This window comes from Pseudomonas sp. GLN_2 (genome assembly GCF_043106005.1).
Classification (GTDB): Bacteria; Pseudomonadota; Gammaproteobacteria; order Pseudomonadales; family Pseudomonadaceae; genus Aquipseudomonas; species Aquipseudomonas alloputida.
In genome coordinates this window covers 1-20,494 of record NZ_JBICMC010000012.1, presented here as the reverse complement: position 1 = coordinate 20,494, position 20,494 = coordinate 1, and the positions used below count along the sequence as shown (strand labels likewise).

The following is a 20,494-nucleotide window of genomic DNA, read 5'->3' as shown; positions in this document are numbered from 1 at the left end:
CAAGGTACCTGTCAGTGGCTGGCGGCGCTGTCTGGCAGTTCGACGTCCGCAGAAAGCTGGCGAACTGCGATGTAGCGCTCACTGCGGCGAGTACGGTCATTGACCTGGCCGACCAGCTGGCCACAGGCAGCGTCGATGTCGTCGCCGCGCGTGGTACGGGTGGTGACGTTGAAGCCACCGTGGTGCAGCAGATCCTGGAAGCGACGAATGGCGTTGTTGCTCGGTCGCTCGTAGCCCGAATGCGGGAACGGGTTGAACGGGATCAGGTTGATCTTGCAGGGTACATCGCGCAACAGTTCGATCATCTGCGCAGCATGCTCGGGCTGGTCGTTGACGTCCTTGAGCAGGGTGTACTCGACGGTGAGCACGCGCTTGCCACCCAGGGTGGACATGTAGCCCATGCACGATTCCAGCAGCACTTTCAGCGGGTACTTCTTGTTGATCGGTACCAGCTTGTTGCGCAGTTCGTCGTTCGGCGCATGCAGCGACAGGGCCAGCGACACGTCGATGTGCTTGGCCAGCTCGTCGATCATCGGCACCACGCCCGAGGTGGACAAGGTGACACGGCGCTTGGAAATGCCATAGCCAAGGTCATCCATCATGATTTTCATGGCGGCAATGACGTTGTCGAAGTTCAGCAAGGGCTCGCCCATGCCCATCATGACCACGTTGGTAATCGCGCGGTCGACTTTGGCAGGAACGGTCCCGAAGGATTTGTTGGCAAGCCACACCTGGCCGATCACTTCGGCGGCAGTGAGGTTGCTGTTGAAGCCTTGCTTGCCGGTGGAGCAGAAGCTGCAGTCCAGGGCACAGCCGGCTTGCGACGATACGCACAGGGTGCCGCGGTCGTCGGTTGGAATATAGACGGTCTCGACGCAGCTGCCGGAGGCAACGCGGATCACCCATTTACGGGTGCCGTCGGCGGAAATGTCTTCACTGACCACTTCCGGTGGGCGTATTTCGGCAACGGCCTCGAGTTTTTCGCGCAAGACCTTGCCTACGTTGGTCATGGCCGCAAAGTCGGACACGCCAAAATGGTGAATCCATTTCATCACCTGGCCGGCACGGAAGCGCTTCTCCCCGATAGAGTCGAAGAATTGTTCCATTTCCGGCTGGGTCAGACCCAACAGGTTGATTTTGCCAGTAGATGTCGTCATGGATTCACCCTCACCCGTAAGCTTTCGCTTAGCGAGTGGTTACCTCGGTAGCAGCGAAGAAGTAAGCGATTTCGCGAGCAGCAGCAGCTTCGGAGTCCGAACCGTGAACGGCGTTGGCGTCGATCGACTCGGCGAAGTCAGCGCGGATGGTGCCGGCAGCAGCTTCTTTAGGGTTGGTAGCACCCATCAGCTCACGGTTCTTGGCAATGGCGTTCTCGCCTTCCAGAACCTGGACAACGACCGGACCGGAAGTCATGAAGGCAACCAGGTCACCGAAGAAGCCGCGCTCGCTGTGCTCAGCGTAGAAGCCTTCGGCTTCGGCTTTGGACAGTTGCTTCATTTTCGAGGCAACGATTTTCAGGCCGGCTTCTTCGAAGCGAGTGGTGATCTTGCCGATGACGTTTTTGGCAACAGCGTCAGGCTTGATGATGGAGAAAGTACGTTGAACAGCCATGGAAAACTCCAGAATATGAGTGTTACGAAAAATTAAACCCGCGAATTATACGCGGGTTCCGGGGGATTGCCTAACCTGCAAGTGACGCTTAGTCGGCTTCGTCGATCCAGGCGGCCTGGATTGCCTCGAGCACTTTCTCACCGCCGCGTGACGGATCGTCGCTGAACTCTGGCAATGCCAGCACCCAGCGGTGCAGGTCCACGAAATTCACATAACGAGGATCGACTTCAGGCTTGCTTTCTGCAAGCTGGATTGCGATCTCAAGTACATCAACCCATTTCAGACTCATGTACAGGCCCTCAGTGCGGTGCTTCGGCGGCATGGTTGAGCGAATACTTGGGGATCTCGATGGTCAGGTCTTCGTCAGCGACGAAAACCTGGCAACCAAGGCGCGATTGCGCTTCCAGGCCCCAGGCTTTGTCCAGCATGTCCTCTTCCAGCTCGTCAGCCTCTTCGAGCGAATCGAAGCCCTTGCGCACGATGCAGTGGCAAGTGGTACAGGCCTTGACGCCGCCGCAAGCGCTTTCCATCTCGATGTGGTGGTCGTGGGCCAACTCCAGGATGTTGGTCCCAGGCTCCACCTCCACGGTCAGCCCCTCGGGGCAGAACTTCTCATGCGGCAGGAATGTCACCAGCGGCATCGATTACTCCTCGATCTCATTCAGGTTGCGCCCGGCCAGTGCGGCTTTGACCGTCGAATCAAGGCGACGGGCGGCAAATGCATCGGTCACCTGCGACAGACGCTTGGTCTGTTGCTCGATGGCTGCGCCATCGGTGCCGGCCAGCAAATCACGTAGTTCTTGCATCTGGAATTCGATGGCGTCGCGCTCGTCACTGCTGAGCAGGCGCTCGCCGTCGGCGTCCAGGGCGCCCTGTACCGCCTCGAGCAGCCGCTCGCCATCTACCTGATGCTCACGCAACTGGCGGGCGTGCTTGTCGGAACCGGCGTGTTCGAAGGAGTCCTTGAGCATGCGGGCGATTTCGCCGTCGGTCAGGCCGTAGGACGGCTTGACCTGAATGCTGGCTTCAACGCCCGAACCCAGCTCGCGGGCAGCGACGCTGAGCAGGCCATCGGCATCCACCTGGAAGGTAACGCGGATTTTCGCAGCACCGGCAACCATGGCCGGAATGCCGCGCAGCTCGAAACGGGCCAGCGAACGGCAGTCACTGATCAGCTCACGCTCGCCCTGCAGGACGTGGATCATCATGGCCGACTGGCCGTCTTTGTACGTGGTGAATTCCTGAGCGCGCGCCACCGGAATGGTGGTGTTACGCGGGATCACCTTCTCCATCAGCCCGCCCATGGTCTCAAGACCAAGCGACAGCGGGATGACATCGAGCAGCAGCAGCTCGCCACCTTCGCGGCGGTTGCCGGCCAAGGTGTCAGCCTGGATGGCGGCACCAATGGCCACCACCTGGTCTGGGTCGATCGAGGTCAGCGGGGTGCGCCCGAACAGTGCACCCACGGCCTCACGCACACGCGGCACGCGGGTAGAACCACCGACCATGACCACAGCGCTGACTTCTTCCAGTTCAACGCCACTGTCGCGCACGGCGCGGCGGCAGGCCTTCAGGCTGCGGGCAACCAGTGGTTCGATCATGGCTTCGAAGGCGCTGCGGGTCAGCTCACCGTGCCAGGCACCGTGGCTGACACTGACCACGTCAGCGTCGGTCAGGGCCTCCTTGGCGGCGCAGGCGGTTTGCAGCAGCGCGCGCTGGGTAGCCGGGTCGAGGTCAGACGACAAACCCGCCTGTTCGATGATCCAGCCGGCAATAGTGTGATCGAAGTCATCCCCCCCAAGGGCGGTATCACCACCGGTGGCCAGCACTTCGAATACGCCAGCGGTCAGGCGCAGGATGGAAATATCGAAAGTACCGCCGCCCAGATCATAGATGGCCACTACGCCTTCGGCGTTCTGGTCCAGGCCGTAGGCTACGGCGGCCGCAGTCGGCTCGTTGAGCAGGCGCAGCACGTTCAGGCCGGCCAGACGCGCAGCATCTTTGGTAGCCTGACGCTGGGCGTCATCGAAATAGGCCGGCACAGTGATCACCGCGCCTACCAGCTCGCCACCCAAGGTAGCTTCGGCACGTTCGCGCAACACCTTCAGGATGTCAGCAGACACTTCCACCGGGCTTTTCGGCCCCTGCACGGTGTCGATGAACGGCATGTGCGACTCACCACCCACAAAGCGGTATGGCAGTTGCTCGCCCAGCTGCTTGACGTCGGCCAAGCCGCGCCCCATCAGGCGCTTGACCGACAGCACAGTGTTCAGCGGGTCGCTGGAGGCGGCGTCACGCGCAACCTGCCCCACTTCGATACGCCCGTCGAGGTAGCGCACCGCGGACGGCAGAATGACGTTGCCCTGCGCGTCGGGCAGGGGCTCGCTGTGGCCGCTACGCAGTGCAGCGACCAGAGAGTTGGTGGTACCCAGGTCGATCCCCACCGCCAGGCGACGCTGGTGAGGCTGAGGGCTTTGACCGGGTTCGGCAATCTGCAGTAGGGCCATGCTTATCTGAATACCTTAGGTGTCATCACGGGCAACACCGGGTTAATCGTCGAGGCGCTCTTCCAGTTGGCGCACTTCTTGGGCGAGCTTGTCGAGGAACTGCATGCGGCGCATCAGGCGCTCGGCCTTGTCGCGCTCGCCTGGGGCATCCCAGCAGGCGGCAAAGTCCTCGTTCAGCGTGTCCTGGGCAGCCTTGAGGCGCTTCTTGAACACGCCGACACCATCAAGGTCGGCTTCGTCCTGCAACTCCTCGAGCTCTTCACGCCACTGCATCTGCTGCAACAGGAAGTCAGGGTCGTGGACCGTGACTTCCTGAGGCACTTCATGGCCGCTGATGGCCAGCAGATAGCGGGCGCGCCGCGGCGCACTGCGCAGGGTCTGGTAGGCGTCGTTGAGTGCTGCGGACTTTTCCAGCGCTACCCGCTGCTCACGCTCGGAGGCGTCGGCAAAGCGGTCAGGATGGACTTCGCGGGCCAGCTCGCGATAGCGAGTGGCCAGCTTGTCGAGATCCAGACGGAAGCTTGGCTGGAGGTCAAACAATGCGTAATGACAAGGAGTACCCACAGCCAGCCTCAAACGTTGAAGCTTTCGCCGCAGCCACACTCACCGCGCACGTTGGGGTTGTTGAACTTGAAGCCTTCGTTCAACCCTTCCTTGACGAAATCCAGTTCGGTGCCGTCGAGGTAGACCAGGCTCTTGGGATCGATGATCACCTTGACGCCATGGTTTTCGAACACCTGGTCTTCGTCCGCCAGTTCGTCGACGAATTCCAGCACGTAGGCCAGACCCGAGCAACCGGTGGTGCGCACGCCCAGGCGAATGCCCTCACCTTTGCCGCGCCCGTCGAGGGAGCGGCGAATGTGGTTGGCGGCGGCTTCTGTCATGCTGATAGCCATCAGAACTCCTTACCTTGCAACAGGCGACTTAGATCAAGCCTTTCTTCTGCTTGTAGTCGCGTACGGCTGCCTTGATGGCATCTTCGGCGAGTACCGAGCAGTGGATCTTGACCGGCGGCAACGCCAGCTCTTCGGCCAGTTGGGTATTCTTGATGGTTTCGGCCTCGTCCAGGGTCTTGCCCTTCATCCACTCGGTGGCGAGGGAGCTGGACGCGATGGCCGAACCGCAGCCGTAGGTCTTGAACTTGGCGTCTTCGATAACGCCCTGCTCGTTGACCTTGATCTGCAGGCGCATCACGTCACCGCAGGCCGGGGCGCCGACCATGCCGGTGCCGACATCCGGGTCTTCGGCGTTCATCTTGCCGACGTTGCGCGGGTTTTCGTAGTGGTCGATGACCTTTTCACTGTATGCCATGGTGCAATTCCTTCCTCATCAGGGAGCCGCTCTTGCCGGCGACTGCTTAGTGGGCGGCCCACTCGATCTTGGAGATGTCAACGCCGTCTTTGTACATATCCCACAGCGGCGACAGCTCACGCAGTTTGTTGACGGCCTCGCAGACTTTCTGCGCGGCGTAGTCGACTTCTTCTTCGGTGGTGAAACGGCCGAAGGAGAAGCGGATCGAGCTGTGCGCCAGCTCGTCGTTGCGGCCCAGAGCACGCAGTACGTAGGACGGCTCGAGCGACGCGGAGGTACAGGCCGAACCGGACGATACGGCGATGTCTTTCAGCGACATCAGCAGCGATTCGCCTTCGACGTAGTTGAAGCTCAGGTTCAGGTTGTGCGGTACACGCGCAGTCTGGCTGCCATTGACGTACAGCTCTTCAAGGTTTGAGACCTGCTTGAAGAAGCGGTCGCTCAGGGCCTTGATGCGTGCGTTTTCTGCAACCATTTCCTGTTTGGCAATGGCGAAGGCTTCGCCCATGCCGACGATCTGGTGGGTCGGCAGGGTGCCCGAACGCATGCCGCGCTCATGACCGCCGCCGTGAATGATGGCCTCAAGACGTACACGCGGCTTGCGGCTGACGTACAGTGCGCCGATGCCTTTCGGGCCATAGACCTTGTGCGCCGAGAAGGACATCAGGTCGACTTTCAGCTTTTGCAGGTCGATTTCGACCTTGCCGGCCGACTGGGCGGCGTCGACATGGAACAATACGCCGCGCGAACGGGTCAGTTCACCGATGGCAGCAATGTCGTTGATCGAGCCGACTTCGTTGTTCACATGCATCAGCGAGACCAGGATGGTGTCGTCGCGCAGCACCGCTTCTACCATGGCCGGGGTGACGATGCCGTCTTCGCCTGGCTCCAGGTAAGTGACTTCAAAACCTTCGCGCTCCAGCTGGCGAGCGGTATCCAGGACCGCCTTGTGCTCGATCTTGGAGGTAATGATGTGCTTGCCCTTGGTCTGATAGAAGTGCGCGACACCTTTGAGCGCGAGGTTGTCGGACTCGGTGGCACCGCTGGTCCAGACGATTTCGCGCGGATCGGCGTTGATCAGCTCGGCAACCTGGCGACGACCGTTCTCCACCGCTTCCTCGGCCTTCCAGCCAAAGACGTGGGAGCGCGAGGCCGGGTTACCGAAGTTTCCGTCGACCAGCAGGCAGTCGGCCATCTTCTGGGCCACGCGTGGGTCGACCGGAGTGGTCGCAGAGTAATCAAGGTAGATCGGCAACTTCATTTGTCTCTCCTATCAGGCGGTGGCGTCGCTCGTCGTCCCAGGGGGTCAATCGACGGCAGACGTCTCAATCTTGTCCAGCTGGGCGGTTCGTCCTGCGACACGGCGCAGGTCCTGGCGCTGGGCGACTTCCTGCACATCACGGCGCTTGACGAGGTCGGCCAGGCTTATGCCGCTGAGGAATTCATGGATCTGCTGGCTGAGGTCGCACCACAGGTGGTGGGTCAGGCAGGTATCACCGGCATGGCAGTCACCGAGCCCCTGGCAGCGGGTGGCGTCGACCGATTCGTTGACCGCGTCGATAACCTGGGCCACCTGGATGGTTTCCATGCCCCGCGACAGCTGGTAGCCACCGCCTGGACCGCGCACACTGGAAACCAGGCTGCTGCGGCGCAGCTTGGCGAACAGCTGCTCCAGATAAGAGAGGGAAATGCCCTGGCGCTCGGAAATATCGGCCAAAGACACCGGCCCATGCTTCGCGTGCAACGCCAGGTCGAGCATGGCGGTCACGGCGTATCGGCCTTTGGTAGTCAGTCGCATGGCTATTGGGTACCACGGGAGTTTCAGGATGTGTGCGAGTATGCGATTCCCGAGCATTTAAGTCAACTATTAGACCTACTGCTTTAGTCGGGATTGCATCAGGGAGGCGGGCGCGATTGTAGCAGACGAGGGGCGTGAGCACACGCCCCGCATGCCACCATGACTTCAGTGCGGCGCGATCAATGCGGCTGAGTGTCGCGCTGGGCCACCTGGGCAGCCTCGCTGAAGTCGTCCTCCGGCAAGGCCGGCAGTTCCTTGGCACAATAGTCACTGCCCATCTTGGTCAGCGCGCCACACATACCCTCCAACCGTTCGTCGACGGCCTGCAGGTGATCGAGCATCTGGCCGATGGCCCGCGCTACCGGGTCGGGCATGTCGCCACTGACACCATAGGCGTCGAAGCCGATCTTCTCGGCCATTGCCTTACGCTTGGCTTCGACTTCGGTGTCCTCGCTCTTGACGATGATCCGCCCCGGAATGCCTACCGCTGTAGCCCCGGCCGGCACCGCCTTGGTAACCACCGCATTGGAACCGATCTTGGCCCCGGCGCCGACCGTGAAAGGCCCCAACACCTTGGCACCGGCCCCTACCACCACGCCGTTTTCCAAGGTGGGGTGGCGCTTGCCCTTGTTCCAGCTGGTCCCACCGAGCGTCACCCCCTGGTACAGGGTGACGTCATCGCCGATCTCGGCGGTTTCGCCAATGACGATGCCCATACCGTGGTCGATGAAAAAGCGCCGGCCAATGGTGGCGCCAGGGTGGATTTCGATACCGGTCAGCCAGCGACCGAAGTTCGACACCAGCCGGGCCAGCCATTTGAAATCACGCCTCCACAGCGCATTGCCCAGGCGGTGCAGCCAGATGGCATGCATGCCGGGGTAGCAGGTGAGCACCTCGAAGGCATTGCGTGCAGCCGGGTCTCGGTGGAATACGCTTTGAATATCTTCACGCAGGCGTTCGAACATCTGTCAGTCCTTCCGTTTATGCGGCTCGCCCCGGACCACCTTCTGGGTCTCGGTAAGGATGCCGCGCAAAATGCTCATTTCCGAACGCTCGACCGCCACCCGCCCATACAGCCGGCGCAAGCGCGGCATCAGGTGCTTGGGCTTTTCGGGGTCGAGGAAGCCGATGCCCACCAGGGTTTTCTCCAGGTGGTCGTAGAACAGCTCCATTTCATCCATGGTCGCCAGCTCAGCGGCGTCAACCTTCTCGACTTTGGCCGGCGCTTCACCGGCAGCCAGCCAGGCCATGCGCACCTCGTAGGAGAGCACCTGCACGGCAGCCGCCAGGTTCAGCGAGCTGAAGTCGGGGTTGGAGGGAATGTGCACGTGGAAGTGACATCGCTGCAGTTCTTCGTTGGTCAGGCCGGCGTGCTCGCGCCCGAACACCAGGGCGATTTCCTCGCCGCCTTTGGCATGCTCCACCGCCTTGGCACCGCATTCACGCGGGCCGATCAACGGCCAGGGAATGCTGCGCTCGCGGGCGCTGGTGCCCATCACCAGGTTGCAGCCGACCAGCGCCTGTTCGAGGCTGTCGACCACCTGGGCGTTATCCAGCACATCGTCGGCGCCCGAAGCACGGGCACTGGCATCCACGGCGGGGAATTCTTTCGGCTGCACCAGCACCAGACGCGACAAGCCCATGTTTTTCATGGCACGCGCAGCGCCGCCGATGTTGCCGGGGTGGCTGGTATTGACCAGAACAACACGAATATTTTGCAGCAAGGTGTTGTGCTCACAGATGCAGGAATCAGGGCCTTCGATCTTACAGAACCGACAGACGTAACGCCATGAAAGCAAATGTGACACTTCTGCCGCCAAAGTTTTCTGCTAGAATGATCGGCTTTCTTCTTTAACATCTCCAGGTGACCCGCCCATGCAGCCTATGCTGAATATCGCCCTGCGCGCCGCTCGCAGCGCCAGTGAACTGATTTTCCGCTCCATCGAACGCCTGGATAGCATCAAGGTCGATGAGAAAGAGGCCAAGGACTACGTTTCCGAAGTCGATCGCGCCGCCGAGCAGAGCATCGTCAACGCCCTGCGCAAGGCCTACCCGAACCACTCCATCCAGGGCGAGGAAACCGGCCTGCACGCGGGTAGCGGCGAAGAAGGCAAAGATTACCTGTGGATCATCGACCCGCTGGACGGCACCACCAACTTCCTGCGCGGCATCCCGCACTTCGCCGTCAGCATCGCCTGCAAATACCGCGGCCGCCTTGAGCACGCCGTGATCGTCGACCCGGTTCGCCAGGAAGAATTCACCGCCAGCCGTGGCCGTGGCGCCCAACTCAATGGCCGCCGCCTGCGCGTCAGCTCGCGCACAAGCCTGGAAGGCGCCCTGCTGGGCACCGGCTTCCCGTTCCGTGACGGCCAGATGGCGGACATGGACAACTACCTGGGCATGTTCCGCGCCTTGACCGGCCAGACCGCCGGCATCCGCCGCGCCGGCTCCGCCAGCCTGGACCTGGCCTATGTGGCTGCTGGCCGCTTCGACGCCTTCTGGGAGTCAGGCCTGTCCGAATGGGACATGGCAGCTGGCGTACTGCTGATCCAGGAAGCCGGTGGCCTGGTGAGCGACTTCAACGGTGGCCACGACTTCCTCGACAAAGGTCACATCGTTGCAGGCAACATCAAGTGCTTCAAGGCAGTACTGACTGCCATCCAACCGCACCTGCCAGAAAGCATGAAGCGCTAAGCGCAGATTGGCGGCAAACAAAAAGCACCTCTTGAGGTGCTTTTTTTGTGCCTGGTGGTTTTGCGCGGCCTGTGCCGGCCTCTTCGCGGGTAAACCCGCTCCTACATGGATCGCATTGCCCCTGTAAGAGCGGGTTTACCCGCGAAAAGGCCGACACAGGCCACGCAAATTACTGACCCGCTTCGCTCAGGATCAACTTGCCATTCTTGTCCAGCGGAATGGTCGATCCCGGCTCGCGATCCATCTTCACCTTGCCTACCTGATCACCGATGGAATAGGTCACGTTGTAGCCCACCACCTTCTCGCTGATGTCGTTGACCGTGTTGCAGCGAGTTTGCGTGGTTGTGTAGGTATCACGCTCCTGCATGCCTTCCTGCACCTTGTTACCGGCATAACCACCACCGACCGCACCGGCCACCGTGGCAATCTTCTTGCCGGTGCCACCACCAATCTGGTTACCCAGCAAGCCACCGGCCAGCGCACCCACGACGGTGCCGGCGATCTGATGCTGGTCCTTGACCGGCGCCTGGCGCGTAACGGTAACGTCCTTGCACACTTCGCGCGGGGTTTTCACCTGTTGCTTGATCGGCTGCACGTCGGTGACCTGGGCATACTCAGGCCCCTTGTTGACCAAGCTGTAGGTCGCGACAGCACCTCCGGCAGTCACACCGACAGCACCCAGTACCGCACCCACCAGCATTGATTTATTCACGTGGACCTCCTGATCGTACCAGCGGGTATCAACCCGCGCTTCTCCCAGCCTTGGAGCAAAAAAAAAGGCGCGAGTTCAATACTCGCGCCTTTTACACCGCCAGGCGGTGATGGACTAGCCCTTACGGACGATCATCCACACCCTCGGCCTTGGTCGGCGGGATCAGGTCTTCGCTGTTCAGGTTCAGCCAGATCAGCACCACGTTGGCGATATAGATCGACGAGTAGGTACCGGCCATGACACCAATGAACAGGGCGAGCGAGAAACCGAACAGGTTGTCACCCCCGAAGAACAGCAGCGCAGCAATGGCCAGCAAGGTCGAAACCGAAGTGGCGACGGTACGCAGCAGGGTCTGGGTGGTGGAAATGTTGATGTTCTCGATCAGCGAGGCCTTGCGCATGACGCGGAAGTTCTCGCGTACCCGGTCGAATACAACAATGGTGTCGTTCAGCGAGTAACCGATGATCGCCAGGACCGCCGCCAGCACCGTCAGGTCGAAGGTGATCTGGAAGAACGACAGGATACCCAGCGTTACCACCACGTCGTGGATCAGCGAGATGATCGCGCCCACGGCGAACTTCCACTGAAAACGGAAGGCCAGGTAGATGAGGATACCGCCCAGGGCCAGGAGCATGCCCATGCCGCCCTGGTCGCGCAGCTCTTCACCGACCTGCGGGCCGACGAACTCGACACGCTTGACCGTGGCCGGGTTGTCACCGCCCGCCTTCTGCAGCGCGGCAGCTACCTTGTTGCCCAACTGCGGGTCATCGCCCGGCATGCGCACCAGCAGGTCAGTGGTGGCGCCGAAGCTCTGCACCACCGCCTCGTGGAAGCCGGAATTGACCAGCTCGGCACGCACCGCCTTGAGGTCAGCAGGACGCTCGTAGGTCAGCTCGATCAGCGTACCGCCGGTGAAGTCCAGGCCAAAATTCAGGCCTTTCTGCCACCAGCTGAACAGCGCCAGCACGGTGAGGAGCACGGTAATGGCGAACGCGACATTGCGCACGCCCATGAAATTGATGGTTTTCATCGCAGCTCCCTCAAACCCACAGCTTCTTGATGTCACGCCCGCCACAGGTCAGGTTGACCAATGCACGGGTCACCATGACGGCGGTGAACATCGAGGTGAAAATCCCGAGGGACATGGTGACCGCAAAGCCTTTGACCGGGCCGGTACCCATGGCAAACAGGATGCCGCCGACCAACAGGGTGGTCAGGTTGGCGTCGACGATTGCCGAGTAGGCGCGATTGAAGCCTTCGTGGATAGCGCGCTGCACCGACATGCCAGCAGCGATCTCTTCGCGAATACGCGAGAAGATCAGCACGTTGGCGTCCACCGCCATACCCATGGTCAACACGATGCCGGCAATACCCGGCAGGGTAAGAGTCGCCCCCAGCAGCGACATCAACGCCAGCAGCAGCACCATGTTGCCCGCCAGGGCGATGGTGGCCAGCACACCGAAGGCGCGGTAGATGGCGATGATGAACAGCGAGACGAACAGCATGCCCCACAGCGACGCATCGATACCCTTGGTGATGTTGTCAGCACCCAGGCTTGGGCCAATGGTACGTTCTTCAGCGAAGTACATCGGCGCAGCCAGACCACCAGCACGCAGCAGCAGGGCCAACTCGGACGATTCGCCCTGGCCGTTCAGACCGGTGATGCGGAACTGGCTGCCAAGCGGCGACTGGATGGTCGCCAGGCTGATGATTTTTTTCTCTTCGACGAAGCTTTGTACGGCAACGTCCTTCTCGACGCCGCCGACGGTTTGCTTGACGTAGCGGGTAACCGGCTTCTGCTCGATGAAGATCACCGCCATGCTACGGCCGACGTTGCTACGGGTAGCACGGCTCATCAGCTCGCCACCGTGGCCATCCAGGCGAATGTTCACCTGCGGGCGGCCATGCTCGTCGAAGCTGGCCTGTGCGTCGGTAACCTGGTCACCCGTGATGATCAGGCCCCGCTCGACTGCGGCGGAGCGGCCGCCCTCACGGAACTCGAACACCTCGGTAGTGGCCTTGGATGCACCCGGTTCGGCACCGAAGCGGAACTCCAGGTTGGCCGTTTTACCAAGGATACGCTTGGCTTCGGCGGTGTCCTGCACGCCTGGCAGCTCGACCACGATACGGTTGGCGCCCTGGCGCTGTACCAGAGGCTCTGCCACACCCAGCTCGTTCACGCGGTTGCGCACGGTGGTGAGGTTCTGCTTGATCGAGTATTCGCGGATCTCGGCGACTTTCGCCTGGGTCAGCGCCAGACGCAGCACCGCAAGCTCGTTGCGATCGGTGGTGGTCAGGTCGAAATCATTGAAATTCTTGCGGATCAGGGCACGTGCCTGTTCGCGGGTGGCATCATCAGCGAAGCCCAGCATGATGCCGCCATCCTGCTGAGGCAGGCTGCGGTAGCGGACGCGCTCTTTGCGCAGCAAGGTCTTGACCTCGCCTTCGTAGACTTTCATGCGGGCAGTCATGGCCTTGTCCATGTCCACTTCCAGCAGGAAGTGCACACCACCGGACAGGTCCAGGCCCAGTTTCATCGGGCTCGCACCCAGGTTGCGCAGCCATTGCGGGGTAGTCTGGGCCAGGTTCAGGGCCACGACGTAATCATCGCCCAGTGCCTTGCGCACTACATCCTTGGCTGGCAACTGGTCTTCCTGATTGGTCAGGCGGATCAGCCCGCTGCCCTTTTCACCCAGGCTTGCGCCCTTGACAGCGATCTTGGCATCGACCAGCGCCTTGCTGACGCGATCAAGGTCGGCCTGATTCACCTGCAGCGCCGAGCTGGCACCGCTGATCTGTACCGCCGGGTCATCCGGGTAGAGGTTGGGAGCGGAATAAATGAAACCGACCACCAGTACCAGCACGATCAGTGCATATTTCCACAGAGGATATTTGTTCAGCATCACGCCGCCCGTTCAAGACGCGGGGCGCGTTGCGCGCCCCGACTGGAAAATAAAACCGGTAACTCAGATAGCCTTGAGCGTACCTTTTGGCAGGGTGGCAGCAATGGCACCCTTCTGGAACTTCAGCTCGACAGTGTCGGACACTTCCAGCACCACGAAGTCATCGGAAACCTTGACGATCTTGCCGGCGATGCCGCCGTTGGTGACAACTTCGTCACCTTTCTGCAAGTTGCTCAGCAGGTTCTTCTGCTCTTTCGCGCGCTTGGCCTGCGGGCGCCAGATCATCAGGTAGAAGATGACCAGGAAACCGACCAGGAAAATCCACTCGAAGCCGGTACCGGCTGGGCCAGCGGCAGGTGCTGCAGCGTCCGCGTATGCGGCGGGGATGAAGAAGCTCATTGGGCACTCCTAATGTAATTTTCTAATAATGGATGCGGACAGTCAGTCCAAGGGCGGTACAGGAAGCCCGCGCTTGGCGTAGAAGGCGTCGACAAAGGCGGCCAATTTACCCTGTTGAATAGCCTCGCGTAAACCGGCCATCAAGCGCTGATAATGGCGCAAGTTGTGGATGGTATTCAGCATGCTGCTCAGCATTTCGCCGCATTTGTCCAGATGATGGAGATAGGCGCGCGAGAAGTTGGTGCAGGTATAGCAGTCACAGGTCGGATCCAGCGGCGATTCATCGTGACGATGGAACGCATTGCGGATCTTGATCACCCCTGTATCAACGAACAGATGACCGTTGCGCGCGTTACGCGTCGGCATCACGCAGTCGAACATGTCGACGCCGCGGCGCACACCCTCAACGAGATCTTCCGGTTTGCCTACCCCCATAAGGTAACGAGGTTTGTCAGCAGGCATCTGGTCCGGCAGATAATCCAGCACCTTGATCATTTCGTGCTTGGGCTCGCCCACCGACAGGCCGCCAATGGCCAAGCCGTCGAAACCGATGTTTTCCAGGCCTTCCAGCGAGCGCATGCGCAGGTCCTGGTACATGCCACCCTGGACAATGCCGAACAGCGCTGCGGTGTTGTCGGCATGGGCATTCTTCGAGCGCTGGGCCCAGCGCAGCGACAACTCCATGGAAGTGCGTGCCACATCGTGCTCGGCCGGGTACGGGGTGCACTCGTCGAAGATCATTACCACGTCCGAGCCCAGGTCACGCTGAACCTGCATCGACTCTTCCGGGCCCATGAACACCTTGGAACCATCGACCGGCGAAGCGAAGGTCACGCCCTCTTCCTTGATCTTGCGCATGGCACCCAGGCTGAATACCTGGAAACCACCGGAGTCGGTGAGGATCGGGCCTTTCCACTGCATGAAATCGTGCAGGCCGTTGTGCTTCTTGATCACCTCGGTGCCCGGACGCAGCCACAGGTGGAAGGTGTTGCCGAGGATCATCTCGGCGCCGATGGCCTCGATGTCGCGTGGCAGCATGCCCTTGACCGTGCCATAGGTCCCCACCGGCATGAATGCCGGGGTTTCCACGGTGCCGCGTGGGAAGGTGATGCGACCCCGACGGGCCTTGCCGTCGGTGGCCAGCAGTTCGAAGGACATTCGACAGGTGCGACTCATGCTTGATCCTCGGGCCCGCGTGGCGCCGGATTGCGGGTGATGAACATGGCATCACCGTAACTGAAGAAGCGGTACCCGTGCTCGACCGCCGCTGCGTAGGCAGCCATGGTCTCGGGGTAGCCGGCGAAAGCCGAGACCAGCATCAGCAGCGTGGACTCCGGCAGATGGAAGTTGGTGACCAGGGCATCGACCACATGGAATGGCCGGCCCGGGTAGATGAAGATGTCGGTATCGCCACTGAAGGCCTTGAGCACGCCATCACGCGCGGCGCTTTCCAGCGAACGCACACTGGTGGTGCCAACCGCGATCACCCGACCACCACGGGCCCGGCAGGCCTCGATGGCATCGACCACATCCTGGCCCACTTCGAGCCACTCTTTATGCATGTGGTGGTCTTCGATCTTGTCGACCCGCACCGGCTGGAAGGTGCCGGCGCCCACATGCAGGGTGACGAAGGCGCGCTCGACGCCCTTGTCGGCGATCTTTTCCAGCAGCGCCTCGTCAAAGTGCAGGCCTGCGGTAGGCGCGGCAACCGCGCCGGCGCGCTGGGCGTACACGGTCTGGTAGCGCTCACGGTCGGCGCCCTCGTCCGGGCGGTCGATATAGGGCGGCAACGGCATATGGCCGACACGGTCGAGCAACGGCAGCACCTCTTCGGTGAAGCGAAGCTCGAACAGCGTGTCATGGCGCGCGACCATTTCGGCCTCGCCACCGCCATCGATGAGGATGACCGCGCCAACCTTGGGCGCCTTGCTGGCGCGCACATGGGCCAGCACCCGGTGGCTGTCGAGCACGCGTTCGACCAGTACCTCCAGCTTGCCGCCGGAGGCTTTCTGGCCGAACAACCGCGCCGGGATCACCCGGGTGTTGTTGAACACCATCAAGTCGCCGGGGCGCAGATAGTCGAGCAAGTCGGGGAATTGCCGGTGCGCCAGCGCGCCGGTAGGCCCATCGAGCACCAGCAGACGGCTGCCATGGCGCTCGGCCAACGGGTGGCGGGCGATCAGGGAATCAGGGAGTTCGAAGGAAAAATCGGCGACGCGCATGATGATGTTCGGTTCGGCAGGGCCGGGAAGTTTAGCCCAATGTGTGAAAATTGACCATGAAAGCCGATTGACCGACCAGCGGCACCTCTTTATACTGCGCGCCACGCCCTGATGGCGGAATTGGTAGACGCGGCGGATTCAAAATCCGTTTTCGAAAGGAGTGGGAGTTCGAGTCTCCCTCGGGGCACCAAATCCGGAAAAACCGACCTTATGGTCGGTTTTTTTTTGCCCGACGATTTTGTCGGGCTGGGCCAAGGTCCTCTCAGGGACGAACCGCTGTCACTTCGATCTCAACCCGCCAGGCAGGATGTGCCAGGCCTGCAATCTGGAACGCCGAGCGCGCAGGTAGCACCGGCTGCTTGGCGGCTGGCCCGAAGAACTGGGTGTAGCCAGCCATGAAACCTTCGAAATCCATCTTGCCGCCGTTCTCCGGCCCCCCCACCAGGAATACCTGCATCTTCACCACGTCAGTCAGGCCAAGACCCAGCGTTTTCAGCTGCTGCTGGATGCTTTCAAGCACATTGATGGTTTGTGCCTTGGTATCACCGTAGGCTTCCAGCGAATCCTTGGGCGCATCGGGATGGATCACCGACGGGACGGAACCGCTCAGATAGACGACCGACTTCCCGGCAGGAATCTCTACAGCCGACGAGATAGGGAAACTACCTGCGCCATGGCGCACAATATCTTGTGCATGAACGCTGCCAACACCGGCTATTCCCAACGCCAATGCAGCAACGGTCTTGAAAGCGAATTTCATATTTCTCTCCTGATGGTTACACAAGAATGTACACGCACCGTTTATGCGTGTACGGGTCATTCCATTGCGGTATGCGTACTTAGAATCGATACAAACTGAAGGGTTTCGGGTCCAGCACCGGCGCCTTTCCAAGCAACAGGTCTGCCGTCAGTTCGGACGACACCGGGCTTTCCGTCATACCCCAACCGGTCGCGGTGTTGATGACCAGGCCTGGGTACTCGTTGACCTGCGAAATGATCGGGTTCTCATCCGGGGCGATGGCCATGGCACCGCTCCACTGATCGATCAACTTCGCATCTTTGAAGGCAGGGAACTCGACTTTGAGCTTTTCCAGAGATGCATCCAGCTCTGGAATATCCGGGGCCGCCGTCATCAGCCTGTTTTTCTCGAAGGGCGATACCTCGTCCAGCCTCCACTGGGTGGACTGAGTGAACGAATCGATCAGTTGCTTGTTGAGTGAGATGTGCACCGGGAAGTCGGGGATGGCCAGCAATGGCAGGTATTTATAACCATACATGAACGATTCTTTGACCACCGGGGCAACGACGACGCGCGGCGAGGTGGCGTATGTACCGTCGGCCTGCTCACGGAAGTAGATATTCCCTGGCAATGCAACGTTGCCCCCCGGTGCACGGGGCGCCGCGCTGATGATTTGCTGGGACTGGTAGGCCGGCAAGGTAGGCACATCGACGCCCAGGTTCTGCATGAACAGCCTGGACCAGGCGCCGCCTGCCACGACCACGCGAGAAGTCCTGATGGCGCCCTTCTCGGTCACCACATCGGAGATGACGCCTGCCTGGGTTTCCAGGCCCCTTGCGGCGCAGTGGGTATAGATACGCACACCCATTTTCTTGGCGTACTCCGCCATGACAAACGATGCGCGCTCGGCGTCCAGGCTACCGGAGTCTTCCTCGAAACCTGCAATTTTCCAGCTTGAGGATGCACCGCGCAGCCGCTGTTCGAGTTCATTCCCCTGAATGATCCGAGTCTTGAAGGGGTTGTCCGCTGCTACTTCCCGGCTTTTGACATCGATCCACTTTCTGACGTTTTCCAGGTCTTCTTCATCGAAAGGAACTTCGACCCGGCCCTGTGTGCGATAGCTGGTATCTGCACCCACTTTGGCATTCATCTCGCGCCACCGTTGTTTGGCAAGATGGTGCAACTGGAACGTCGCATCAGGCATCTTGTAGGTCATGACCTGACCATAGAACCTGCATGACTGCTCGCCGGCAATCTCACCTTTTTCAACGACGACTACCGAGAGGCCACGCTCGACAAGATTGATTGCGGTCATGAGCCCCAGAATACCAGCGCCAACAACGACGACGTCTGCCTGTTTGGGAAGCGCACCTTCGCTACCTTCTACAAAACCAAACCGCGGTTTGCCGGGGATCAACCTGCCTTCGCGGGTCAGCAAGGGGGTCAGAATGCCTGCGCCACCTGCAATAGCCACGACGCCGCCGCCGATCAAAAATTTACGCCTCGTCATTCCCATGACACTTTCCTTTCCTGGTAATCGGTGTGGGTTCATCAGCTCAGGCGGCGAGCCACCTACCCGGCCGCCAGCCGCCGCGGCCAACTTTCGGCCACCGCGTCAGGCTGATGTTTAAAATTGAAGGGCGGCTATTTTGTTGATGACCCGCTTCGGGAAAAAGCGCTGTGGGCAAATACTTAGTTCAGCCATTTTGAAACTATCGCGCAAGTGACATAAATAGTTGATATGGCGACACTCAACACTCGAAAGAGGGAAGTTAGTTCGGGCGAAGATGCTGGCTTAGTTCCGAAAGTGCGCGGGGGCAATAAGCGCTGCGGATTCAGTAACTGTGTGGGTGCATAGCGTTATGTGGCAACACTTCATTGCCACATATTCAGTGTGGACAAAGGCATCAGCATCCGACGGTGGTAGATCTGTCCAATGCACAGGGAGGCATGGAGCGGATCGGCACGGATTAGCAGAGCCTGTTCAGGTTCAGTGAGCACCCGATCCAGATGGATACCCGTTGCGAGACCATCGAGCGCAACCTGGGGTCAATTTTTCGTGTGCCCGCCCGTGGCTCAGGCGCTCTTCACGCCGAGATCTTCAGCAAACCGAAGCAAGTAGCCGTCCGGATCCTGCACCAGGAAATTGCGCTGGCCGACCAGCATGCCGCCCTGGCGGTACCAACACTCTTCAATCGGCTTTCTGATGCTATGCCCCGCAACCCCCAGCGACGCGACCAAGGCCAGTGCATCAGCGCATTCGATCGACAGGTTGATGCCTCGACCATACGGCGGCTCCAGCGGGCCGACCCGCCAGGGTGACTCACTCTGCCAGTCCTGCTCCAGCATCAGCTGGCTGCCACCAAAAGACAGGAAGGCAAAATGCTCTTCTGGCCGGTCGTATTCAATCTTGAAGCCGAGTACGCCGCAGTAAAATGCCAGGCTGCGAGGTAGATCAGAAACAATCAGCTCCGGCACCAGGGGATTAAGCTTAAACAATGTTCTGATTCCTTTCAGGGTAAGTCGACTGGCAACTATGAACAGGTCGCCCTGAAAAAGGTAGCTTGTCAGTGTGGTCGCCCAATGCAGCTCAATGCAGTTCACACCCCTCAGATTCGCCCGAAAAAAATTCCTTCACTTTGACGCCGCCCCAATGGCTCTGGGACCTGTAGCCATACCTGCATTCTATTGGCCGCCGTCATGACTAACACTTAAGCTGTCATTCGTCGGATATATGCCGAAAGTATTGCTAGAGTAATGGCACTTGGCCATAGTTGCGTTCCCATTTTTCCACGCCCTGTGTGACACATGAAAACAATCGCGCCCTGCATGGCGGCAATGATGCTGCTCAGTGGGTGCAATGGAGTGCCAACGTCGTACGTTTCAGATCCCGTCTACAGTCAGGCTTTCGTGGTCACTTCTGGTGCCCCTCTGCCGATGTTGCTGATGGCCAGCGCCATCCAGTGGAACGAGGATTACGCTGTGACCGCCAAACACACCCCCTTCCTGCGCAACGTGGTCCACGAGGGCCTCGGTGACGTAGTGTTCTTCAAGCACAAAGCCAGCAGCGTGCCGCACTGGCGCCAGTACGTGCCAGGGGAAGCCGTGACGGCGGTGGGCTTCAACAGTTTCATGATGCCGATGCAGGGCAAGGGCCATGCCCTGTCGTCGCTGGTACGGCTTGAAGGTACGCCTGGCAGTGTTTTCTACTCGGTGCATGACGGCCCGATCACCAAAGGCATGTCGGGTGGGCCGGTGTTTGCCGATGACGGCAGGGTGGTAGGCATCAACGTCGCCATCATTCCCACCAGCGAGATCGACGCCGGCAAGCGCCCGGACCTGGCCGGTAAAGATCGCATCAGCGTGTTCATGTCGTTCAGCGAGATCGACAAGGAATGGCGGCGCTATCAGTACCTGCTGGCGCACAAGGCCAAGCCCCAGGCACCAGCTGCGGTCAAAGGCTACGTGGCGGTGGCCGCCAAGCCGTGAATCGGGGCGCGGTGTTGGATGGAAAGCGGCTTATGATGTGAGGCTGATGGCCTCTTCGCGGGTAAACCCGCTCCTACAGGGCCTGCACAGGATCTGAGCCTTGTGCAGT

23 protein-coding genes, 1 tRNA gene and 1 pseudogene are annotated in these 20,494 nt (G+C 60.3%); 4 read left to right on the top strand and 21 right to left on the bottom strand.

From position 1 onward, the window contains the following. Nucleotides 1-11: 11 nt before the first annotated feature. The 12 genes from rlmN to trmJ form a co-directional block, all read right to left on the bottom strand. The gene (rlmN, locus tag ACF8Q6_RS02930) at nucleotides 12-1,157 is read right to left on the bottom strand and encodes a 23S rRNA (adenine(2503)-C(2))-methyltransferase RlmN (protein ID WP_010952067.1); all 1,146 of its coding nucleotides are present in this window, start codon (nucleotides 1,155-1,157) and stop codon (nucleotides 12-14) included. 28 nt (nucleotides 1,158-1,185) lie between these two features. Beyond that, on the bottom strand, nucleotides 1,186-1,611 hold the full coding sequence (gene ndk, locus ACF8Q6_RS02925; protein WP_003248526.1) for a nucleoside-diphosphate kinase: 426 nt from the start codon (nucleotides 1,609-1,611) through the stop codon (nucleotides 1,186-1,188). An 88-nt stretch (nucleotides 1,612-1,699) separates the two neighbouring features. Beyond that, entirely contained in the window at nucleotides 1,700-1,900 is a 201-nt protein-coding gene (iscX, locus tag ACF8Q6_RS02920) for a Fe-S cluster assembly protein IscX (RefSeq protein ID WP_003248529.1), read from the bottom strand. Between the two features lie 10 nt (nucleotides 1,901-1,910). Beyond that, nucleotides 1,911-2,252 carry an ISC system 2Fe-2S type ferredoxin gene (fdx, locus tag ACF8Q6_RS02915; protein WP_012051250.1) on the bottom strand — a complete coding sequence of 114 codons (342 nt, stop codon included), beginning with the start codon at nucleotides 2,250-2,252 and terminating at the stop codon, nucleotides 1,911-1,913. Nucleotides 2,253-2,255: 3 nt separating this feature from the next. Then, on the bottom strand, nucleotides 2,256-4,118 hold the full coding sequence (hscA, locus tag ACF8Q6_RS02910; RefSeq protein WP_392490891.1) for a Fe-S protein assembly chaperone HscA: 1,863 nt from the start codon (nucleotides 4,116-4,118) through the stop codon (nucleotides 2,256-2,258). A gap of 42 nt (nucleotides 4,119-4,160) precedes the next feature. Further along, nucleotides 4,161-4,682, bottom strand: a complete 522-nt coding sequence (gene hscB / locus ACF8Q6_RS02905) for a co-chaperone HscB (RefSeq protein ID WP_003248535.1) — start codon at nucleotides 4,680-4,682, stop codon at nucleotides 4,161-4,163. An 8-nt stretch (nucleotides 4,683-4,690) separates the two neighbouring features. Then, a complete protein-coding gene (gene iscA, locus ACF8Q6_RS02900) occupies nucleotides 4,691-5,014 on the bottom strand; it encodes an iron-sulfur cluster assembly protein IscA (protein WP_003248536.1) in 324 nt (107 codons plus the stop codon). Between the two features lie 28 nt (nucleotides 5,015-5,042). After that, the gene (gene iscU, locus ACF8Q6_RS02895; protein ID WP_003248539.1) at nucleotides 5,043-5,429 is read right to left on the bottom strand and encodes a Fe-S cluster assembly scaffold IscU; all 387 of its coding nucleotides are present in this window, start codon (nucleotides 5,427-5,429) and stop codon (nucleotides 5,043-5,045) included. 46 nt (nucleotides 5,430-5,475) lie between these two features. After that, a complete protein-coding gene (locus ACF8Q6_RS02890; RefSeq protein WP_003248541.1) occupies nucleotides 5,476-6,690 on the bottom strand; it encodes an IscS subfamily cysteine desulfurase in 1,215 nt (404 codons plus the stop codon). A gap of 45 nt (nucleotides 6,691-6,735) precedes the next feature. Continuing rightward, complete coding sequence (iscR, locus tag ACF8Q6_RS02885; protein WP_003248542.1) at nucleotides 6,736-7,227, bottom strand: Fe-S cluster assembly transcriptional regulator IscR; 492 nt, start codon at nucleotides 7,225-7,227, stop codon at nucleotides 6,736-6,738. Between the two features lie 179 nt (nucleotides 7,228-7,406). Beyond that, nucleotides 7,407-8,192, bottom strand: a complete 786-nt coding sequence (cysE, locus tag ACF8Q6_RS02880; protein WP_010952064.1) for a serine O-acetyltransferase — start codon at nucleotides 8,190-8,192, stop codon at nucleotides 7,407-7,409. A gap of 3 nt (nucleotides 8,193-8,195) precedes the next feature. Next, complete coding sequence (gene trmJ, locus ACF8Q6_RS02875) at nucleotides 8,196-8,951, bottom strand: tRNA (cytosine(32)/uridine(32)-2'-O)-methyltransferase TrmJ (protein ID WP_392490890.1); 756 nt, start codon at nucleotides 8,949-8,951, stop codon at nucleotides 8,196-8,198. A 151-nt stretch (nucleotides 8,952-9,102) separates the two neighbouring features. Here trmJ and suhB point away from each other — a divergent pair, with 151 nt between their 5' ends. Beyond that, complete coding sequence (gene suhB, locus ACF8Q6_RS02870; RefSeq protein ID WP_003248548.1) at nucleotides 9,103-9,921, top strand: inositol-phosphate phosphatase; 819 nt, start codon at nucleotides 9,103-9,105, stop codon at nucleotides 9,919-9,921. A gap of 169 nt (nucleotides 9,922-10,090) precedes the next feature. On the opposite strand, the gene ACF8Q6_RS02865 is transcribed toward suhB, so the two are convergent. The 6 genes from ACF8Q6_RS02865 to queA all read right to left on the bottom strand — a co-directional run bounded on the left by ACF8Q6_RS02865 (nucleotide 10,091) and on the right by queA (nucleotide 16,157). Further along, nucleotides 10,091-10,633, bottom strand: coding sequence for a glycine zipper 2TM domain-containing protein (locus ACF8Q6_RS02865; RefSeq protein ID WP_003248550.1), 543 nt, complete (start codon nucleotides 10,631-10,633; stop codon nucleotides 10,091-10,093). Between the two features lie 121 nt (nucleotides 10,634-10,754). Next, nucleotides 10,755-11,663 (bottom strand): protein translocase subunit SecF, encoded by a 909-nt coding sequence (secF, locus tag ACF8Q6_RS02860; protein WP_332731259.1) that lies wholly within the window; start codon nucleotides 11,661-11,663, stop codon nucleotides 10,755-10,757. 10 nt (nucleotides 11,664-11,673) lie between these two features. After that, on the bottom strand, nucleotides 11,674-13,536 hold the full coding sequence (secD, locus tag ACF8Q6_RS02855) for a protein translocase subunit SecD (protein WP_047603284.1): 1,863 nt from the start codon (nucleotides 13,534-13,536) through the stop codon (nucleotides 11,674-11,676). A gap of 63 nt (nucleotides 13,537-13,599) precedes the next feature. Beyond that, nucleotides 13,600-13,935 carry a preprotein translocase subunit YajC gene (gene yajC, locus ACF8Q6_RS02850; RefSeq protein WP_003248556.1) on the bottom strand — a complete coding sequence of 112 codons (336 nt, stop codon included), beginning with the start codon at nucleotides 13,933-13,935 and terminating at the stop codon, nucleotides 13,600-13,602. A gap of 42 nt (nucleotides 13,936-13,977) precedes the next feature. Further along, a complete protein-coding gene (tgt, locus tag ACF8Q6_RS02845) occupies nucleotides 13,978-15,093 on the bottom strand; it encodes a tRNA guanosine(34) transglycosylase Tgt (protein ID WP_003248558.1) in 1,116 nt (371 codons plus the stop codon). A 14-nt stretch (nucleotides 15,094-15,107) separates the two neighbouring features. Next, complete coding sequence (gene queA / locus ACF8Q6_RS02840; RefSeq protein WP_004576301.1) at nucleotides 15,108-16,157, bottom strand: tRNA preQ1(34) S-adenosylmethionine ribosyltransferase-isomerase QueA; 1,050 nt, start codon at nucleotides 16,155-16,157, stop codon at nucleotides 15,108-15,110. A 105-nt stretch (nucleotides 16,158-16,262) separates the two neighbouring features. Between queA and ACF8Q6_RS02835 the strand changes: the two genes are divergently transcribed. Beyond that, nucleotides 16,263-16,347: transfer RNA gene (locus tag ACF8Q6_RS02835), tRNA-Leu, on the top strand. Nucleotides 16,348-16,419: 72 nt separating this feature from the next. Here the strand turns inward: ACF8Q6_RS02835 and ACF8Q6_RS02830 are convergent. After that, complete coding sequence (locus ACF8Q6_RS02830; protein WP_014589747.1) at nucleotides 16,420-16,917, bottom strand: RidA family protein; 498 nt, start codon at nucleotides 16,915-16,917, stop codon at nucleotides 16,420-16,422. A 79-nt stretch (nucleotides 16,918-16,996) separates the two neighbouring features. Beyond that, nucleotides 16,997-18,412, bottom strand: a complete 1,416-nt coding sequence (locus ACF8Q6_RS02825; RefSeq protein ID WP_392489725.1) for an NAD(P)/FAD-dependent oxidoreductase — start codon at nucleotides 18,410-18,412, stop codon at nucleotides 16,997-16,999. 434 nt (nucleotides 18,413-18,846) lie between these two features. Here ACF8Q6_RS02825 and ACF8Q6_RS02820 point away from each other — a divergent pair. Beyond that, nucleotides 18,847-18,957: pseudogene (locus ACF8Q6_RS02820) on the top strand (effector protein); the annotation flags it as partial. Between the two features lie 15 nt (nucleotides 18,958-18,972). Here ACF8Q6_RS02820 and ACF8Q6_RS02815 read toward each other — a convergent pair. Next, entirely contained in the window at nucleotides 18,973-19,395 is a 423-nt protein-coding gene (locus tag ACF8Q6_RS02815; protein WP_012051239.1) for a VOC family protein, read from the bottom strand. A 342-nt stretch (nucleotides 19,396-19,737) separates the two neighbouring features. Between ACF8Q6_RS02815 and ACF8Q6_RS02810 the strand changes: the two genes are divergently transcribed. Next, nucleotides 19,738-20,385, top strand: coding sequence for a trypsin-like peptidase domain-containing protein (locus tag ACF8Q6_RS02810; RefSeq protein ID WP_392489726.1), 648 nt, complete (start codon nucleotides 19,738-19,740; stop codon nucleotides 20,383-20,385). Nucleotides 20,386-20,494: the final 109 nt, after the last annotated feature.

Coding starts and splice junctions, on each gene's coding strand:
- suhB (WP_003248548.1), top strand. CDS start 9,103: ATGCAGCCTATGCTGAATATCGCCCTGCGCGCCGCTCGCAGCGCCAGT.
- iscX (WP_003248529.1), bottom strand. CDS start 1,900: ATGAGTCTGAAATGGGTTGATGTACTTGAGATCGCAATCCAGCTTGCA.
- cysE (WP_010952064.1), bottom strand. CDS start 8,192: ATGTTCGAACGCCTGCGTGAAGATATTCAAAGCGTATTCCACCGAGAC.
- ACF8Q6_RS02825 (WP_392489725.1), bottom strand. CDS start 18,412: ATGGGAATGACGAGGCGTAAATTTTTGATCGGCGGCGGCGTCGTGGCT.
- rlmN (WP_010952067.1), bottom strand. CDS start 1,157: ATGACGACATCTACTGGCAAAATCAACCTGTTGGGTCTGACCCAGCCG.
- ndk (WP_003248526.1), bottom strand. CDS start 1,611: ATGGCTGTTCAACGTACTTTCTCCATCATCAAGCCTGACGCTGTTGCC.
- ACF8Q6_RS02890 (WP_003248541.1), bottom strand. CDS start 6,690: ATGAAGTTGCCGATCTACCTTGATTACTCTGCGACCACTCCGGTCGAC.
- secF (WP_332731259.1), bottom strand. CDS start 11,663: ATGAAAACCATCAATTTCATGGGCGTGCGCAATGTCGCGTTCGCCATT.
- iscR (WP_003248542.1), bottom strand. CDS start 7,227: ATGCGACTGACTACCAAAGGCCGATACGCCGTGACCGCCATGCTCGAC.
- fdx (WP_012051250.1), bottom strand. CDS start 2,252: ATGCCGCTGGTGACATTCCTGCCGCATGAGAAGTTCTGCCCCGAGGGG.
- ACF8Q6_RS02830 (WP_014589747.1), bottom strand. CDS start 16,917: ATGAAATTCGCTTTCAAGACCGTTGCTGCATTGGCGTTGGGAATAGCC.
- iscA (WP_003248536.1), bottom strand. CDS start 5,014: ATGGCTATCAGCATGACAGAAGCCGCCGCCAACCACATTCGCCGCTCC.
- secD (WP_047603284.1), bottom strand. CDS start 13,536: ATGCTGAACAAATATCCTCTGTGGAAATATGCACTGATCGTGCTGGTA.
- queA (WP_004576301.1), bottom strand. CDS start 16,157: ATGCGCGTCGCCGATTTTTCCTTCGAACTCCCTGATTCCCTGATCGCC.
- yajC (WP_003248556.1), bottom strand. CDS start 13,935: ATGAGCTTCTTCATCCCCGCCGCATACGCGGACGCTGCAGCACCTGCC.
- ACF8Q6_RS02810 (WP_392489726.1), top strand. CDS start 19,738: ATGCTGCTCAGTGGGTGCAATGGAGTGCCAACGTCGTACGTTTCAGAT.
- hscA (WP_392490891.1), bottom strand. CDS start 4,118: ATGGCCCTACTGCAGATTGCCGAACCCGGTCAAAGCCCTCAGCCTCAC.
- tgt (WP_003248558.1), bottom strand. CDS start 15,093: ATGTCCTTCGAACTGCTGGCCACCGACGGCAAGGCCCGTCGGGGTCGC.
- iscU (WP_003248539.1), bottom strand. CDS start 5,429: ATGGCATACAGTGAAAAGGTCATCGACCACTACGAAAACCCGCGCAAC.